The sequence below is a fragment of the Kutzneria sp. CA-103260 genome, assembly GCF_018263855.1.
In the GTDB taxonomy this organism is placed as follows: Bacteria; Actinomycetota; Actinomycetes; order Mycobacteriales; family Pseudonocardiaceae; genus Kutzneria.
In genome coordinates, this window is the sequence record NZ_CP073318.1 from 4,721,307 (window position 1) to 4,739,517 (window position 18,211).

At 70.7% G+C, this 18,211-nt stretch carries 1 protein-coding gene; it reads right to left on the bottom strand.

Annotation, left to right across the window (positions count from 1 at the left end):
- Positions 1–5: 5 nt before the first annotated feature.
- Positions 6–18,077, bottom strand: coding sequence for a non-ribosomal peptide synthetase (locus JJ691_RS20355; protein ID WP_211770319.1), 18,072 nt, complete (start codon positions 18,075–18,077; stop codon positions 6–8).
- Between the last annotated feature and the right edge of the window lie 134 nt (positions 18,078–18,211).

An 18,211-nucleotide genomic window follows, 5' to 3' on the forward strand; every position in this document is an offset into this window, starting at 1 on the left:
GACTACTACCTCGGGTCTCGGGTCAGCAGCGCGGCGAGGCCGGCGGCGGTGGGCGTGCGGAAGAACTCGGCGATCGGGATCTCGGTCCCCAGCCGCGCGGTGATCCGGTTGCGCAGGACCACCAGCAGCATGGAGTGACCGCCGAGGCTGAACAGATCGTCGTCGGCGCCGACGGAGTCGACGCCCAGCACCTCGGCGAACACCTCGCAGAGGGACTTCTCCAACGGCGTCTCGGGCGCCCGGCCGCGGGCCCCGAGATCGGGCACGGGCAGCGCGGCCTTGTCGAGCTTTCCGTTGCGAGTCACCGGGAACGTGGCGAGCGGCACGACGGCCGCCGGCACCATGTACTCCGGCAGCGAACGGGCGACGTGGTCCCGGAGCTGCCGCGGGTCGGCGGTTTCCGGCGTCGTGTACGCGACGAGCCGCTTGTCGCCTGGCCGGTCCTCGCGCACAACCACCAGCGCCTGGTCCACATCGGAGTGTCGTGAAAGGACGGTCTCGATCTCGCCGGGCTCGATCCGGAAACCCCGGATCTTGACCTGGTCGTCGCCACGGCCGAGGTATTCCAGCTGTCCGTCGGATCGCCAGCGGGCCAGGTCGCCGGTGCGGTACATCCGCTCCCCCGCCGGCCCGAACGGATCGGCCACGAACCGTTCCGCCGTCAGCTCCGGCCGGCCGAGGTAGCCGCGAGCCAGGCCTGCGCCGGCGATGTAGAGCTCGCCGCGGACGCCGGCCGGCACCGGGTTGAGATAGTCATCGAGGACGTACGCCCGGGCATTGGCGACCGGCCGGCCGACCACCGGACGGTCGGCGTCCCGGACCCGGCCGACGAGGGCGTCGACGGTGGCTTCCGTTGGGCCGTAGAGGTTGTAGGCCTCGGTGCCGGGAAGTTCGCGGAGGGTTTCCCACAGCGGCTGGGGAATGGCCTCGCCGCCGACACCGACCACGCCGAGCGAGCACTTGCCGTCCTTGATCACGCCGGCCGCGGCCAGCTGGGCGAAGTGCGACGGCGTGAGCTCGATGAAGTCGATGCCCCGCTCAATCACCACGGCAGCAAGGCGATTCGGGTCGCGGCGGGTGTCGTCGTCGACGACGTGCACCTCGTGCCCATCCAGCATCCACAGCTGCGGCTGCCACGAGGCGTCGAAGGCGAACGCCCACGCGTGGCCGACCCGCAGCTGCCGCCCGCCAGCAGCGGCGACCGCCGGCCGGTAGAGCGCTTCCCGGTGACTGTGGAACAGGTTGATCAGGCCGGAGTGCGGGATGACCACACCCTTGGGCTTGCCGGTCGAGCCGGACGTGTACAGCACGTACGCCGGATTCGCCGGAGCCGGCGGGGTGATCGCCGCATCACTGTCCACAATGTCCTCGATGAACAGCACCCGCTCGCCGGACAGCGCCTGGGCCTTGGTCGTCAACACCAGGGCCGCGCCGGAGTCCTCGATCACGGCCGCGACACGTTCGGCCGGCTGGTCCGGGTCGACGGGCAGGTAGGCCGCGCCCGACTTGAACACACCGAAGATCGCTTCGACGACTGCCGCCGATCGCGGCAACACCAGTGCCACCACGGATTCCGGGGCGGCGCCGTGCGAGGCCAGCCAGCGGGCCAGCCGGTCGGTGCGAGCGGCGAACTCGGCGAAGGTGACGCTGCCGTGGGCGTCGCTCAGCGCGGTCGCGTTGGGCGTCGCCGCCGCCTGTGCGGCCAGCCGGTCCACGACTGTGGGCGCGGTCATGGTGAGCGGTTGCCCGTCGCCCCACTCGTGCAGGATCCATTCCCGCTCAACCGGTTCCAGGACGTCGATCCGGCTCAGCGGCCGGTCCGGGTCAGCGACGACAGCGGTCACCAGCCGCACCAGCCGCTCGGTGAGGGTGCGGGCGGTGGTCTCATCGAACAGGTCGAGACTGAACTCCAGCTCGCCGTCGATGCCGTCCGCGCCGGCCGTCTCGACCAGGTCGAAGGACAGGTCGAACTTGGCCTGCCGGAGCCCGGTGTCCCGATAGGACGATGGCAGCCCGAGCAGTTTCTCCTGGCCGGCGGTCGAATGGTAGACCGCGAGCATCACCTGGAACAGCGGATGCCGGGCCAGCGAGCGGGGCGGGTTGAGCAGTTCGACCAGGTGCTCGAACGGCAGGTCCTGGTGGGCGTAGGCGGCCAGGTCGGCCTCACGGACCCGGGCCAGCAGCTGACGGAACGTGGGATCGCCGGCGGTGTCGGTGCGCAACACCAGAGTGTTGACGAAGAATCCGGCGAGGTCTTCCAGCGCGTGGTCGGAGCGGCCGGCCACCGGCGTGCCGAGCGGGATGTCGACGCCCGCGCCGAGCCGGGTCAGCAGCGCGGCCAGCGCCGCCTGCAACACCATGAACGTGCTGGTGTCGCTGCCGTTCGCGAGATCACGCAGCCCACGGTGCACGGCGGCCGGCACAGTGAACGGCACTGCGCCGCCACGGTTGGTCGCTCGCGGCGGCCGCTGCCGGTCGACCGGCAGGGTCAGCTCGTCCGGGATGCCGGCGAGGGTGTCCCGCCAGAACTCCGCCTGCTGACCGAGCAGGCTGTCCGGGTCGTCGGCGCGACCGAAGACCTCCCGCTGCCACAACGTGTAGTCGACGTACTGCACCGGCAACGGAGTCCACTGTGGAGCATCGCCGCGACGACGGGCGGTGTACGCGGTGTCGAGATCCCGCTTGAGCGCCGGCAGCGACCAACCGTCGCCGGCGATGTGGTGCACCAGCAGCACGAACACGTGCTGCTCAGGCCCGGTCGACACCAGCGTGGCCCGCACTGGGATCTCCGCGTCCAGCGCGAAGCAGTGCCCGGCCGCCTCGGCGACCCGGTCGGCGAGCTCGGTTTCGGTGACCGTCACGGTCTCCAGCACCGGCCGGGCTTCCGGCAGCACGACCTGGCTCGGTGTGCCGTCCGTCTCGACGATCACCGTGCGCAGGATCTCGTGCCGGGCCACGACATCGGCCAGCGCCAGGGCCAGCGCGCCGACGTCGACCCGGCCGGTCAACTCCCACGCCCACGGGATGTTGTACGTCGGCGTGCGGCCGTCCAGCCGGTCGAGGAACCACAGTCGTTGCTGCGCATAGGAAAGCGGCAGAACCTCGGGCCGCACCGCCCGCGTCAGCGCCGGCCGGCGGCCTCGACCCGGGTCCAGCAGCTCGGCCAGCCGGGCCGGTGTCGGTGCGTCGAACACCGCCCGGATCGGCGCCTCCACGCCCAGCATGGCCCGGATCCGGCTGACCAGTCGGGTCGCCAGCAGCGAATGCCCACCCAGCGCGAAGAACCCGTCATCCAGGCCGACCGTCGACACGCCCAGCACGTCGGCGAACAGCTCGCACAGCGCCTGCTCGACCGGGGTTCGGGCAGCGCGCTCGGAGGCCTGCACCTCCGGCGCAGGCAGGGCTCGTCGGTCGAGTTTCCCGTTGGCGTTGAGGAGGAACTGCGGCAGGACGACGACGGCCGTGGGCACCAGATGCTCGGGCAGTCGGTCGGCGAGCAGCTTGCGCAGCGCGGCCGGGTCGCCGGCGGGTTCCACGTAGGCGACCAGGCGCACATCGCCCGGCCGGTCCTCGCGGGCGATCACCACGGCCTTGGCCACCGACGGGTCCGTCAACAGGACCGCTTCCACTTCACCGGGTTCGACGCGGAAGCCGCGGATCTTGATCTGCTGGTCGGCACGGCCGAGGAAGTCGAGCGAGCCGTCGGCCCGGCGGCGTACGAGATCACCGGTGCGGTACATGCGAGAACCCGCAACGCCGAAGGGATCGGCCAGGAACCGCTCGGCGGTCAGGGCCGGGCGGCCGAGGTAGCCGCGAGCGAGACCAGCGCCGGCCAGGTAGAGCTCGCCCCGAACGCCCGGCGGCACCGGATTGAGCCGATCGTCGAGGACATAGGCCCGGGTGTTGGCGATGGGCCGGCCGATCGGCACCAGTCCGTCCTCGTCGGCACACACGTGCATGAGGCTGTCGCCGGCCGCCTCGGAGCAGCCGTACAGGTTGACCAGTCGGGCCTGGGGCCACCGCGCGGTCACCCGCTCGGCCAGGGTCGAGGACAGCGCCTCACCACTGGTGATCCACGTCGTCACGGACTCGAACGCCCCAGCGGGCGCGTCCTCGACGAAGCTGGCCAGCAGGCTGGGCACCACGGTGAGCACCTGGGCCCCGCTGCGGCGGACCAGGTCGGCCAGACCCAGCGGATCGGTGGCGGTGGTGTCGTCGGCCAGGATCACCGGGTCGCCGGCCACGAGTCCGCCGAGCAGTTCGGTGGACCCGTCGATGAACGTCAAGGCGCTCTTGGCGATCCGCACGCCGGCGAGCCGATCGCGGCCCCAGTGCAGGCGATTCGCCAAAGCCCGCTGCGTGCCGGCGACTGCCTTCGGCCGGCCGGTCGAACCGGACGTGAAGATCACGTAGGACGGGCTGTCTGGGTGGATCACCGGCCACTGAGCGGGTTCCGGCCCGGTCGCGTCCGGGCGGACGAGCCGATCGCCGAAGCCGTCGGCGGCGATGACCAGGTGCGGGGCGGCATCGGTGAGCATGAGCTCGATCCGCTCGGCCGGGTGGTTCAAGTCCAGCGGCAGGTAGGCCGCGCCGGTCTTGAGCACGGCCAGGATCGCCGTGACCAGCTCGACCGAGCGCGGCAGCGCGATCGCCACCACCCGCTCCGGACCGGCGCCCCGCGCCAGCAGCCCCTGGGCCAAAGCCGTGGCCTTGGCGTCGAGTTCGGCGTAGGTCAACCGCACGGTGCCGATCACCAGCGCAGCGGCGTCCGGGGTCCGCGCAACCTGGGCCGCGAACAGCTCGGCCGCCGATTCCGCCGGCAGCGCCGTCACGGTGTCGTCGACGAGCAGGGCCCGCTCGGCCTCGGTGAGCAGATCGATCTCGCCGATCCGGACGTCCGGGTCGGCGACGGCGGCACGCAGCAAGTCGCGCAGCCGGGCCAGGATCGTCTCCACGTCGGCCCGGTCGAAGACGTCGCTGTTGTACTCGGCGGTGCCGCGGATGCCGCCCTGATCGCCGACGAAGAACACCAGGTCGGCCCGGGAGGTGCCGGTGCCGACCGGTTCCTCGGCGACGGTCAGGCCGGGCAGCGTGATGTCGGCGACGGCGTTGTTCTGCCAGGCCAGCATGGTCTGGAACAGCGGGTGGTAGGCCAGCGACCGCGCCGGGTTCACCGCTTCCACCAGCCGCTCGAACGGCACGTCCTGGTGGGCGTAGGCGTCCAGGCTGCGGTCGCGGACCCGGGCGACCAGGTCCCGGAACGACGGGTCGCCGCCGGTGTTCACCCGCAGCACCAACGTGTTCACGAAGAACCCGACCAGATCGTCCAGCGCCTGGTCGGTCCGGCCGGCGATGGAGGTGCCGATCGGGATGTCGGTGCCGCCGCCCAACCTCGACAGCAGGGCCGTCAGACCGGCGTGCACGACCATGAACACGCTGGCACCGCAGGCACGGGCCAGGTCGACGATGCCACTGTGGAGCTCGGCGTCCCAGGCGAAGCCGAACTGCTCGCCCCGATAGGACGCCTCGGCCGGGTGTGGCCGGGTCGTCGGCAGCTCGATCCGCTCCGGCAGATCCGCGAGGGCCTGCCGCCAGTAGGCCAGCTGCGGCTCGATCACCGGCTCGCCCAGGGCTTCCCGCTGCCACAGCGTGTAGTCCGCGTACTGCACCGGCATCGGCGTCCACTGTGGAGGCTCGCCGGAGCGGCGGGCGGTGTAGGCGGTGGCCAGGTCCCGCCACAGCGGGGCAGTGGACCAGCCGTCGGAGGCGATGTGGTGGAACACCAGCACCAGGACGTGCTCACGCTCCCCCAGGCTGAACAGCGTGGCGCGGAGCGGGATCTCCGACTCCAACTGGAACACCGTGTTCGCCGCCTCGGCCACGGCAGCGGCCAGCGTCGCCTCAGTGACCCGGTTGACCTGCAACGGAACGGTCACGTCGTCGAGAACGAGTTGCCGGGCCTCGCCGTCGATCTCCGGGAACACGGTGCGCAGCGACTCGTGCCGGGTGATCACGTCGGTCAGCGCGAAGTGCAGCGCCTCGACGTCGAGAACGCCGGTGAGCCGGACCGCGGTCGGCATGTTGTACGTCGGCGACGGCCCTTCGAGCCGGTGCAGGAACCACAGCCGCTGCTGTGCGAACGACAGCGGCAACACCTCGGGCCGAGGCTCGATCCGCGCCAGCGCCGGGCGGGTCGTCGATGAGTCCGCAGTGGACAGTAGCACGGCCAGGCTGGCGACCGTCGGTGTCTCGAACACCGACCGCACCTGCAACTCGACGCCGAACACCGACCGCAGCCGAGCGACCAGGCGGGTCGCCATCAGCGAATGTCCGCCCAGGGCGAAGAAGTCGTCGTCGATGCCGATCGACACGGCGTCCAGGACCTCCGCGAACAGGCCGCAGAGCACTTCTTCCACTGGGGTGCGCGGCGCGCGGCCGGCGGTGACGACCTGCTGGTCCGGGCTCGGCAGGGCACGCCGGTCGAGCTTGCCGGAGGCCAGCAGCGGCAGCCGGTCCAGCACCACAAAAGCCGACGGAACCATGTACTGCGGCAGCCGGTCCCGAACATAGGCCCGCAGCGACGACGCCAGCGCGCTGGTGTCCCGCTGCCCCGCCGGGTTGTTGCCCAGCGCGGTCCGAGCCGCACGGGAACGGTAGATCCTGGTCGGCTCGCCGGTGGTGAACACGACCTCCAGGGTGCCGACGTCGGCCGTCACCGTCGCGTACATCCGGTAGCCCTGTTCGGCCGCAAGCGCTTGCAGGGTCTCCGGATCCACTCCGGACGACTGTCCGTCCAAAGCAGACAGTGCACCGTCACCGTCGCCGGTGGCCAGCACGGCGATGGCGTCGAGCTCGACGGAGAGCCGGGCGTTGGGTACGCCGGTCAGCCGCAGCCGGGCCGGCTTGGCCAGCAGCAAACGTTTGGCGTCCTCGATCGACTCGAACGCGACGACCTGTTCCTCAACCGGGGCCGGCCGGGGAGCCTTCCGCAGAACAACGTCGAACCGGTGTCGGGTGAGCTCGTTGTGCGCGTGGCCACGCTTCACCCAGACGTCGACATCGTCGAAGCCCTCGAAGCCGGCGAAGAAGTCGGGATCGAGCACGAGCTCGCCCTCACGGGCGATCGCCTGGTCGACCGCGGCCACCGTGCGACGACCGTGCCGCAACTCGGTGGCGGTGCGGAAGGCCCGCAGCGAGCGGAGGTTCCGGATGTCGCCCATGAAGATCACGCCGCCCGGGCGCACCCGCGCGGCCGCCGTGCGAATCACTTCGGCCAGGTAGTCGACGCTCGGGAAGTACTGCGCGACGGAGTTGATGATCACCGTGTCGAACGGCTCGTCCGGCAGCTCGCCGAGGTCGTGCGCCGGCCGCGCGGCCAGGTGCACCTTGGCGGCCAGCTCCGGCGGCATCTCCCGGCGCAGGTTGGCGATCGCCTTCTCGGACAGGTCGACACCCCAGTACTCGTCGGCCGCCGGCGCGATCCGGGACAGGATCAGGCCGCTGCCCACGCCGATCTCCAGCACCCGCCTGGGGTGCAGCGAGGAGATCCGGTCGATGGTCGCCGCGTGCCATTCCCGCATCTCGTCGAGGGGAATCGCGGTGCCGTCGTAGCTGGAGTTCCAGCCGGCGAAGTTCTCCTCCATGCCGCCGGCCGCGGCGTCGGCGAACACGTTCTCGTGCAGCTCGTGCCATTCGCCGACGTGGTCCCGCTCGGACTCCTCGTCCCGGCCGGCCGCCGGCACCGCGTAGGCGATCAGCCGGCCGTCCTGGGCGATCACCACCGACTGCCCGATCCGCTCGTGCTCGACGATCACCGACTCGATCTCGCCCAGCTCGATCCGGTAGCCCCGGATCTTCACCTGGTCGTCGGCCCGCCCCAGGAACACCAGCCGACCGTCGGGTAGCCACCGGACCAGGTCACCGGTCCGATACAGCCGACCACCGCTGCCGAACGGGTCCGCGACAAAACGTTCCGCGGTCAGGGCGGCGCGACCGAGATAGCCCCGGGCCAACCCGGATCCGGCCAGGTACAACTCCCCCACCACGCCCGGCGGCACCGGGCGCAGACCGGCGTCCAGCACGTACGCCTTCGTGCCCGGGTCCGGAATGCCGATCGGCACAATCGAACTGGCCGGATCACACAAGCCCAGTGTGGAGTTCGTCGTCGCCTCGGTCGGACCGTAAGCGTTGAACATCCGCCGGCCCTGGGCCCAGCGGCGCACCAGCTCCGGGGACACCCGCTCGGTGCCGGCCAGCAACACGCTGTCCCGGGGCAGATCCAGGTCCTCGGGCATCTCGGCCAACAGAGCCGGCGGGAGGATCATGAAGTTGACGTCGTTGGCGAACGCGTAGTCGACCAGCGGCGCACCCGGGAACCGCAGCTCCGACGGCACGACCACGAGCCGGCCACCGGACAGCAGTCCCAGGCACAGGTCCCAGAACGCCACGTCGAAACTCGGCGACGCGAACTGCAACACCCGGCTCCGCGGGCCAACCCCGAATCGTTCCACCTGCGTCGCCACCAGCTTGGCCACGCCGGAGTGTTGGAGCACAACCCCCTTGGGCCGGCCCGACGATCCCGAAGTGTAGATCACGTAGGCGGCGTGCTCCGGCCGCACCGCGACATTGGGATCCACAGTGGACATGTCCGGCAGCATCGGATCGTCGGTGAACACCGTCGACACGTCGGCCGGGAGCTTGGCTGCCACCTCAGGTGTGGTGACGATGCACACCGGGGCCGAGTCCTCGACCATGAAGGCGATGCGGTCGGCCGGGTAGTCGGCGTCCAGCGGCAGATAGGCTGCCCCCGCCTTCAGCACGGCCAGCTCGGCGACGATCATCTCCAACGATCGCGGCACCGCCAGCCCGACCACCCGCTCCGGGCCCGCACCCTGGGCGATCAGCAAGTGCGCCAACCGGTTCGCCTCGGCGTTGAGCTCGGCGTAAGTGAGCTGCCGGTCCTCGAACACCAGCGCCACCTCGTCCGGCCGGGCCAGGACCTGGGCGGCGAACAGGCCCGGGAAGGTCTCCGTGCCGGCCGGCTCCAGGCTACCGGCCCACTGGGTCAGCACCCGCTCGCGCTCGTCACCGGCCAGCAGGTCCAACGCCCCGACCGGGCGGTCCGGCGCGGCCAACGCTGCCCGCAGCAACACCTCCAGGCGGCGCAGGATCGCGTCGGCCCCGGCGTGGTCGAACACGTCGTTGTTGAACTCCAGCACGCCGGCGATGCCCGCGTCCCGCTCGGTCAGTGAGATCGACAGGTCGAACTTGGACGTGCCGGTGGTCACCGGGACCTCGGTGACGGTCAGGCCGGGCAGCACCACCTCGGCCCGGGCGTTGTTCTGCCCGGCGATCATCACCTGGAACAGCGGGTGGTACGACAGCGAGCGAGCGGGGTTGAGCACTTCGACCAGCCGCTCGAACGGCACGTCCTGGTGGGCGTAGGCGTCCAGGTTGCGCTCGCGGACCCGCCCCACCAGCTCGCGGAACGACGGTGCGCCGGAGGTGTCCACACGCAGCACCAACGTGTTCACGAAGAACCCGACCAGATCGTCCAGCGCCTCGTCGGTGCGGCCGGCGATGGGCGAGCCGATCGGCACGTCGGTGCCGGCGCCCAGACGCGTCAGCAACGCGGCCAGCGCGGCGTGCACGACCATGAACACACTGGCCCCGCACTCACGGGCCAATGTGGACAGACCAGCGTGCAGGTCGGCACCCCAGTCGAAGGCGTGCAGCTCACCCTTGAACGTCGCGGTCGCCGGGTGCGGCCGATCCAGCGGCAACTCGATCCGGTCGGGCAGACCCTCCAGTATGCCCCGCCAGTAGTCCAGCTGCGCGGACAGCGTGCTGTCCGGATCATCCTCGCCGCCGAGCAGTTCTTCCTGCCACAGCGTGTAGTCCGCGTACTGCACCGGCAGCGGCGTCCACCGTGGAGGCTCACCGGTGCGGCGGGCGGTGTAGGCGGTGGCGATGTCCCGCCACAGCGGGGCCATCGACCAGCCGTCGGAGGCGATGTGGTGGAACACCAGGGCCAGCACGTGTTCCCGTGCACCCAGCCGCAGCAGCTCGGCCCGCATCGGCACGTGCCGCTCCAGGTCGAACGGCCCGCGCACCAGCCCGGTAAGGACCTCGTCGAAATCGCTCGGCGCGACCTCTCGGACGTGCAGGCCCACTCCAGCGTCGTCCAGAATGTCCTGGTACGGCACACCGTCCTGCTGCGGGAACCGAGTCCGCAGCGCTTCGTGCCGAACGACCACATCGGACAGTGCGGCGTCCAGCGCATCGACGTCCACGTCACCTTCGAGCCGCATGATCAGCGGCACGTTGTAGGTCGCGGACGGGCCTTCCAAGTTGTGCAGGAACCACAGTCGCCGCTGAGCGCCGGACAGCGGCACCAGCGCCGGACGGCGTTCCTGCCGGGTCAGCGCCGGCCGCGCAGCTGAGCCGGCCCCGCCGAGCAGACCGGCCAAACCGGCGGCGGTCGGTGTCTCGAACACCGACCGCACTTCCAACTGGACGTCGAAGGCGCTCCTGATTCGGGCGATGAGCCGGGTGGCCAGCAGCGAATGCCCGCCCAGCTCGAAGAAACTGTCGTCGGGGCCGACCCTGGGCAGGCCCAGGACCTCGGCGAACAGCTCGCACAGCTGCCGCTCGGCCGGCGTCGCCGGCTCACGGTCCGAGGTCGGGGTCACCGGGTCCGGCGACGGCAGCGCCCGGCGGTCGAGCTTGCCGTTGGCCGTCACCGGCAGCGCGTCCAGCACGACGATCGCCGACGGCACCATGTGTTCCGGCAGCCGGTCCTGGGCCAGCGCCCGCAGCTCCGTGGACAACGCGGTGATCCGGCGGAACCGGCCCGGGTTTCCGGTGTAGGACAGCAGCTGTTCGACACCGGGCCGGAACGCTCCGACCGGGAACCGGTCGTCCGCAGCGAACACGACATCGACAGAGCCGTCACCAGCGACGGACCAGGTCACGACCGCGCCGAGCTGGTACCAGGTCTCCGGGTCGACGCCGCTCTCGTCGGTGCGGCCGTTGGGCACGCCGTTGATCCGAAGTTCGGTGCCGTCCTGGAGCAGCGCCGCCATCTCGTCCACTGTGGACAAGTCGACACCCCAGGCCAGGGCGGCTGCCGGTACCGCGCATACGCGGGCCGGGTCGGTGTGCAGGACGACGTCGTAGCGGTACTGGGTGAGCTCGTTGACCGCCCGCCCGCGCTTGACCCGGACGTCGGCCCCGGCGATCCCGTCGATGCCGGCGAAGAACTCCGGCGCCACCAGAAGTTCCTTTTCCCGCAGCAGACGCTGCTCGACGCGGTCCTCCTCGCCGCGGGCCCGGGCGACGGCGGTGTGGAAAGCCCGGACCTGGCGCAGGTCGCGGACGTCGCCGATGACCACTGCGCCGCCAGGGGCGACGAGGTTCAACGCGCCACGCAGCACATCGAGCAAGTAGGTGCCGCTCGGGAAGTACTGGACGACGGAGTTCAGCACGACGACGTCGAAGAACCCGGTCGGCAGCTCGGAAAGGTCTGCGGCGTCTGCGGTCCGCAACTCGACCCGCCCAGCCAGCTTCGGCTCGACGGCGACCCTGCGGCCAAGGGAGGCGATGACCTCGGCCGAGAAGTCCGTGCCCCAGTAACTTTCACACTCGGGCGCGAGTTCGGTCAGCAGCAGGCCGGTGCCGACGCCGAGCTCCAGCACCCGGCGGGGCCGCAGCTCGCGGATGCGGTCCACCACCGCGTCCCGCCACTCGCGCATCTCGGCCAGGGGAATGGGTTCACCGGTGTAGCTGGAGTTCCAGCCGGTGAAGTCGTCGCCTTCCTGTCCGGGCGCGGCGTACATGGAGTCGTACAGCTCGCGCCACTCGCCGATCTGCTCGGTCTGCTCCGCCGGCTCGGCGTCCTCGGCGGCGGGCACGACATAGCCGACGAGCCGGACATCGCCGGGCCGCTCCTCGCGGGGTACCACCACTGCGTGGGCGACGCTGTCGTGGGCGGCGAGGGTGGCGGCGATCTCCCCCGGTTCGATGCGGAAGCCGCGGATCTTGACCTGCTCGTCGCCGCGGCCCAGGAACTCCAGCACGCCGTCCCGACGGAACCGGGCCAGGTCGCCGGTGCGGTACATCCGAGAACCCCGTTCACCGTACGGGTCGGCGACGAACCGCTCCGAGGTCAGCGCGGACCGGCCGAGGTAGCCCCGGGCCAACTGGACGCCGGCCAGGTACAGCTCGCCCGGGGTACCCGGCGGAACCGGGCACAGGGCGGCGTCGAGCACATAGGTGCGGGTGTTCCACACCGGCCGGCCGATCGGCACACTGACGTCCACAGTGGATGTGCGCCAAGCCGTGACGTCGACCGAGGCTTCGGTGGGGCCGTAGAGGTTGTGCAGCTCGGCCTTCAGCGTCCGGTGGAACAGGGCGACCGCCTCGGGCGGTAGCGCCTCGCCGCTGCACACGACCCGGCGCAGGCTGGTGCACTCGGCCGCGGCCGGCTCCTGGAGGAAGACCTGGAGCATCGACGGGACGAAGTGGACGGTCGTGACCCGCTGGTCGCGGATCAGCCGGGCCAGGTAGGCCGGATCCTTGTGGCCGTCCGGCCGGGCGACCACCTCGGTGGCCCCGGTCAGCAGCGGCCAGAGAAATTCCCAGACCGAGACGTCGAAGCTGGACGGCGTCTTCTGCAGAACCTTGTCATCGGGGCCGAGGCCGTATTCGTTCTGCATCCACAGTAGACGGTTGACGATGCCGGCGTGCGGCACGACCACGCCCTTGGGCCGGCCGGTGGAGCCGGAGGTGTAGATCACGTACGCCGGGTTCTCCAGGCGCACCACAGCGTTCTCCGGCGGGGTCGCCGGCAGGCCGGCGAGTTCGTCGATGGTCGCCGGGTCGTCGAGCAGGAGCGCACCGGGCACACTGGTCGCCTCAACCGCCAGCACCAGTGTGGGATTGGCGTCGCCGAGCATGAATTCGATGCGGTCAGCCGGATAACCCGGGTCGAGCGGCAGGTACGCGGCCCCTGACTTGAGCACGGCGAGGATCGACACGACGAGGTGCACCGAGCGCGGCAGCGCCAGGGCGACCACTCGTTCCGGGCCGGCGCCGCGCGCGATGAGGGCGTGGGCCAGCCGGTCGGAGGCGGCGTCGAGCTCGGCGTAGCTGAGCTGTTCCCCCTCGAAGTACAGGGCTGGGTGGTCCGGAGTCCGATTGACCTGCGCGGCGAACAGCTCCGGCACCGTGACCGCCGGGACGTCCTCGACATCGCCGGACCACACAGTTTCCAGCTGGTCTCGCTCGGTCGCGGTGAGCACGTCCAGGCCGCTGAGCTTGCGGTCGGGGTCGGCGACAACCTGGCGCAGCAACACCACCAGCCGGGCCAGGACGGCGTTCACCGTGGCCCGGTCGAACACCTCGGCGTTGAACTCGGTCTGGCCGTGGATGCCGTCGGCCCGCTCGGTGAGCGAGATCCACAGGTCGAACTTGGCCGTGCCGGTGCCGATCGGTTGCTCGGTGACGCTCAGGCCGGGCAGGTCGACGTCCGAGGCCGGGGTGTTCTGCCAGGCCAGCATGGTCTGGAACAACGGGTGGTAGGCCAGCGATCGGGTCGGGTTCAGCGCCTCGACCAGTCGCTCGAACGGCACGTCCTGGTGCGCGTAGGCGTCCAGGCTGCGCTCGCGGACCCGGGCCACGAGATCCCGGAACGACGGGTCGCCCTCGGTGTTCACCCGCAGCACCAACGTGTTCACGAAGAACCCGACCAGATCATCCAGCGCCTGGTCGGTCCGGCCGGCGATCGGCGTGCCGATGGGAATGTCGGTGCCGCCGCCCAACCTCGACAGCAGGGCCGTCAGACCGGCGTGCACGACCATGAACACGCTGGCCCCGCAGGCACGGGCCAGATCGGCCAGGGCGGTTTGGAGACCGTGGTCCCAGACGAAGGTGAAGTGCTCGCCACGGAAAGAGGACACGGACGGGTGCGGCCGATCCACCGGCAACGCGATGCGCTCGGGCAGGCCGGCGAGGGCCTTGCGCCAGTATGCGAGCTGGTCAGCTTCCTCGGCGGCCAGGATGTCCCGCTGCCAGAGTGTGTAGTCCGCATACTGAACTGGTAGCGGAGTCCACTGTGGATCGTTGCCGGTCCGGCGGGCGGTGTAGGCCTTGGCGATGTCACGCCACAGCGGGGCGATCGACCAGCCGTCGGCGGCGATGTGGTGCACCACCAGCACGAACACGTGCCGATGCTGGTCGATCCGCAGCAGCTCGGCCCGGACCACTGGGCCGGCCGCCAGGTCGAACACGGTGCGCACCAGCTCGTCGACCGTGACGTCCACTTCGGACTCCGTCACCGGGCGGATGGTCAACTCGACCGAGGCCTCAGCCAGAACGTGTTGGTACGGAACGCCATCCGCAGTGGGGAAGACCGTACGCAGCGCCTCGTGCCGGTCGAGCACGTCGGCCAGCGCCGCCCGCAGCGCGTCGACGTTCAGCTCGCCCGACAGGCGCAGGACGAACGGGATGTTGTAGGTGGCGGATCCGCCTTCGAGCCCGTGCAGGAACCACAACCGCTGCTGGGCAAAGGACAATGGGCACTGGGCCGGCCGCTCGGCGACGCAGGCCAGCGACTGCCGGGCGGTGTCGGACACGGCCCCGGCCAACCGGTCGGCCAGCGCGGCGGCGGTCGGCGCGTCGAAGACCACGCGCACCGGCACTTCGGCCCCGACGGCCGAGCGGATGCGCTGGATCAGCCGGGTCGCGGTGAGCGAATGTCCGCCCAGGTCGAAGAAATCGTCATCCGGACCGACCCTCGGCACGTCGAGCACGTCCGCGAACAGCTCGCACAGCAACTGCTCGACGGGGTTGCGCGCGGCCCGCCCGGGGCCAGCGGCGGCCCGCTCCGGCTTGGGCAGGGCGTTGCGGTCCAGCTTGCCCGACGCCAGCACCGGCACGTGGTCCAGCACCACAAACGCCGACGGAACCATGTACTGCGGCAACCGGTCCCGCACATGCGCCCGCAGCGCCGACACCAGGCCACCGGTACGCCGGCGCGCCGCCGGGTTGTTGGCCAGCGCAGTGGCATTCGCCGGCCGGTAAGCGAGGCCGCCTTCCCCCTTCGTGAAGACGGCCTCCAGCTCACCGGCCTGCGCCCCCAGCGTCACGGCAACCCCGAAGCCGTGACGCTCCCCCAGCTTGTGGAGGTCTTCCGGGTCGATCCCATCCCGGCTGTCGAGCGCGGTCAGCGCCGTCGCCAGATCGTCGTCGCCCAGCGCGCGGACGGCGGCGAGCTCGCCGGACAGCCGCGCGTCGGAAATCCCGGTCACCCGCAGACGGGTCGGGTCGGACAGGGCCTGTTCCACCGCCGCCAGGTCGGTACAGGCGATGATCCGCTCGTCGATGGCCGGCGTTGCGGCCTTGCGCAGCACCACGTCGTAGCGGTGCCGGGTCAGCTCGTTGTGCGCCTCGCCGCGCTTGACCAGGATCTCGACGTCGTCGAGCCCGTCGAAGCCGGTGAAGAAGTCGGGGTCAAGCACGAGCTCGCCCTCGCGGGCGATCGCCTGCTCCACCGCCGCGAGTGTGCGACGGCCGTGCCGCAGCTCGGTCGCGGTGCGGAAAGCCTTGAGGGAGCGGAGGTTGCGGATGTCGCCGAGGAAGATCACGCCGCCCGGGGTGAGCCGGTCGGCGACGGTCCGCACCACCTGGGCCAGATAGTCGGCGCTCGGGAAGTACTGGGCGACCGAGTTGATGATCACGGTGTCGAGCTCGTCGGGCAGCTCGCCGAGGTCGTGGGCCGGCCGCACCGCCAGGTGCACGTGCTCGGGCTGATCCCGGCGCAGCTTGGCGATCGCCCGCTCGGAAACGTCGACGCCCCAATAGAGTTCGGTCTCGGGTGCGATCCGGGACAGCACCAGCCCGGTGCCGACACCGATCTCCAGCACCCGCCGCGGCCGCAGCGCGGCGATCCGCTCGACCGTCGCCACGTGCCATTCCCGCATGTGCGCCAACGGAATCGCGGTGCCGTCGTAGCTGGAGTTCCAGCCGATGAAGCTGTCGTCGGCGAGGCCGTGCATCTCCTCGTGTACGACGCGCCACTCATCGAGGTGTAACCGCTCGGCTTCCTCGTCGCGACCGGTGACCGGCACGGCGTAGGCGATCAGCCGGCCGTCCTGGGCGATCACCACCGACTGGGCCACCTGCGGGTGCTCCACCACCACCGACTCGATCTCGCCCAGCTCGATCCGATAGCCCCGGATCTTCACCTGGTCATCGGCCCGCCCCAGGAACACCAGCCGACCGTCGGCCAGCCACCGGACCAGGTCACCAGTGCGGTACAAGCGCTCACCGGAACCGAAGGGAGAAGCCACGAACCGCTCGGACGTCAGCGCGGCCCGGCCCAGGTATCCCCGCGCCAGACCGGAACCGGACAGGTAGAGCTCGCCCACCACACCGGGCGGAACCGGGCGCAACGAAGCGTCCAGCACGTAAGCCCGCGTACCCGGATCGGGAATGCCGATGGGCACGATCGAACTGGCCGGATCACACAAGCCCAGCGTGGAGTTCGTCGTCGCCTCGGTCGGACCGTAAGCGTTGAACATCCGCCGGCCGGGCGCCCAACGGCGCACCAGTTCCGGGGACACCCGTTCGGTGCCGGCCAGCAACACGCTGTCCCGGGGCAGATCCAGGTCCTCGGGGATCTCCGCCAGCAAGGCCGGCGGCAGGATCATGAAGTTCACCTCGTGGGCGTAGGCGTACTCCACGAGCCCGGCCCCGGGGAACCGAAGTTCCGACGGCACAACGACAAGCCGCCCACCGGACAGCAAACCCAGGCACAAGTCCCAGAACGCCACGTCGAAACTCGGCGACGCGAACTGCAACACCCGGCTCCGCGGGCCAACCCCGAACCGCTCCACCTGCGTCGCCACCAGCTTGGCCACGCCGGCGTGGGACACCACAACACCCTTGGGGCGGCCGGTGGAGCCGGAGGTGTAGATAACGTACGCGGCGTTAGCCGGCACGATCGCCGGCGCGGGGTCGCTGGCCGGGGCGGCGGCCAGGTCGACCTCGTCCAGCAGCACGACGTCGCCGTCGAAGCGGTCGGCCAGCTCACGCGTGGTCACCACGCACACCGGGCCGGCGTCGGACACCATGAACGCGATCCGCTCGGCCGGATAGTCCTGGTCCAGCGGCAGATACGCGGCCCCGGCCTTCAACACGGCCAGTTCGGCGACGATCATCTCCATCGACCGCGGCACCGCCAGGGCGACGACGCGCTCCGGGCCGGCCCCGTGGCCGATCAGCACGTGAGCCAAGCGATTGGCCCAGGCGTCCAGCTCGCCGTAGGTCAGCTGCCGGTCCCCGAACACCAGCGCCACCGCGTCCGGCGCCTCGGCGACCCGGGCCGCGAACAGCTCCGGCAGCGTCGCCAGCGGCGTGCTCAGGTCGGTGTCGTTCCACTCGACCAGCAGCTGCCGGAGTTCCGGCTCCGACAACAGGTTCAGCTGCCCGATCGGACACTGGGGGCGGTCGAGGGCATCCGTGAGCAACTGCTCGAAATGCCGCAGCATCTGGTCCACAGTGGACGCGTCCAGCACGTCCTCGCGGTATCGGGCGGTCAGCACCGCGCCGTCCACCGACAGCACGAGATCCAGCGGCAGGTCGGTCTCGGCGGCGAAGCCGACGTTCACCAGCACCGAGCCGCCCCGACCACGCTCGGGCTGGAGCTCGCCGACCAGGTCGTCGAACGGAACCTGGTGCTGGACCGCCTCCGAATGGGCGGCTCGCACCCGTGCCACGACGTCGGCGAAGCCCGGCGAGCCGCCGAGATCCACCCGGACCGGCACCAGCGAGCCGGTGCCGAAGACGATGTCTGCGGTGCCGGTGTAGCGGTGCAGCAACACCGCGAAGGCGGTCATCAACGTCGCCTGCGGATGGTCGGCCGACGCCAGCTCCCAGGTGCGCCGAGCCCGCGGCGGGGTCGGCGCCGCCGGGTGCGGCCGGTCCACCGGGAGCAGCAGCTCCTTCGGCGCGGTGGCAAGGCGGTCAAGCCAGAACCCAAGGTCCGCGACCTGTTGCACAGCGTCACCGTTGCTCACCGGTAGACCAGCCTCTCGCTGCTCGCGGTGCCCGCGACCGGGCACAAACTTAGGCGACCCTAACAAAAGGAAGGTAAGGATGCACTCCTGTACCATCGGTTAGCCTTACCTAAATTTCGTACCAATCGGAGGCG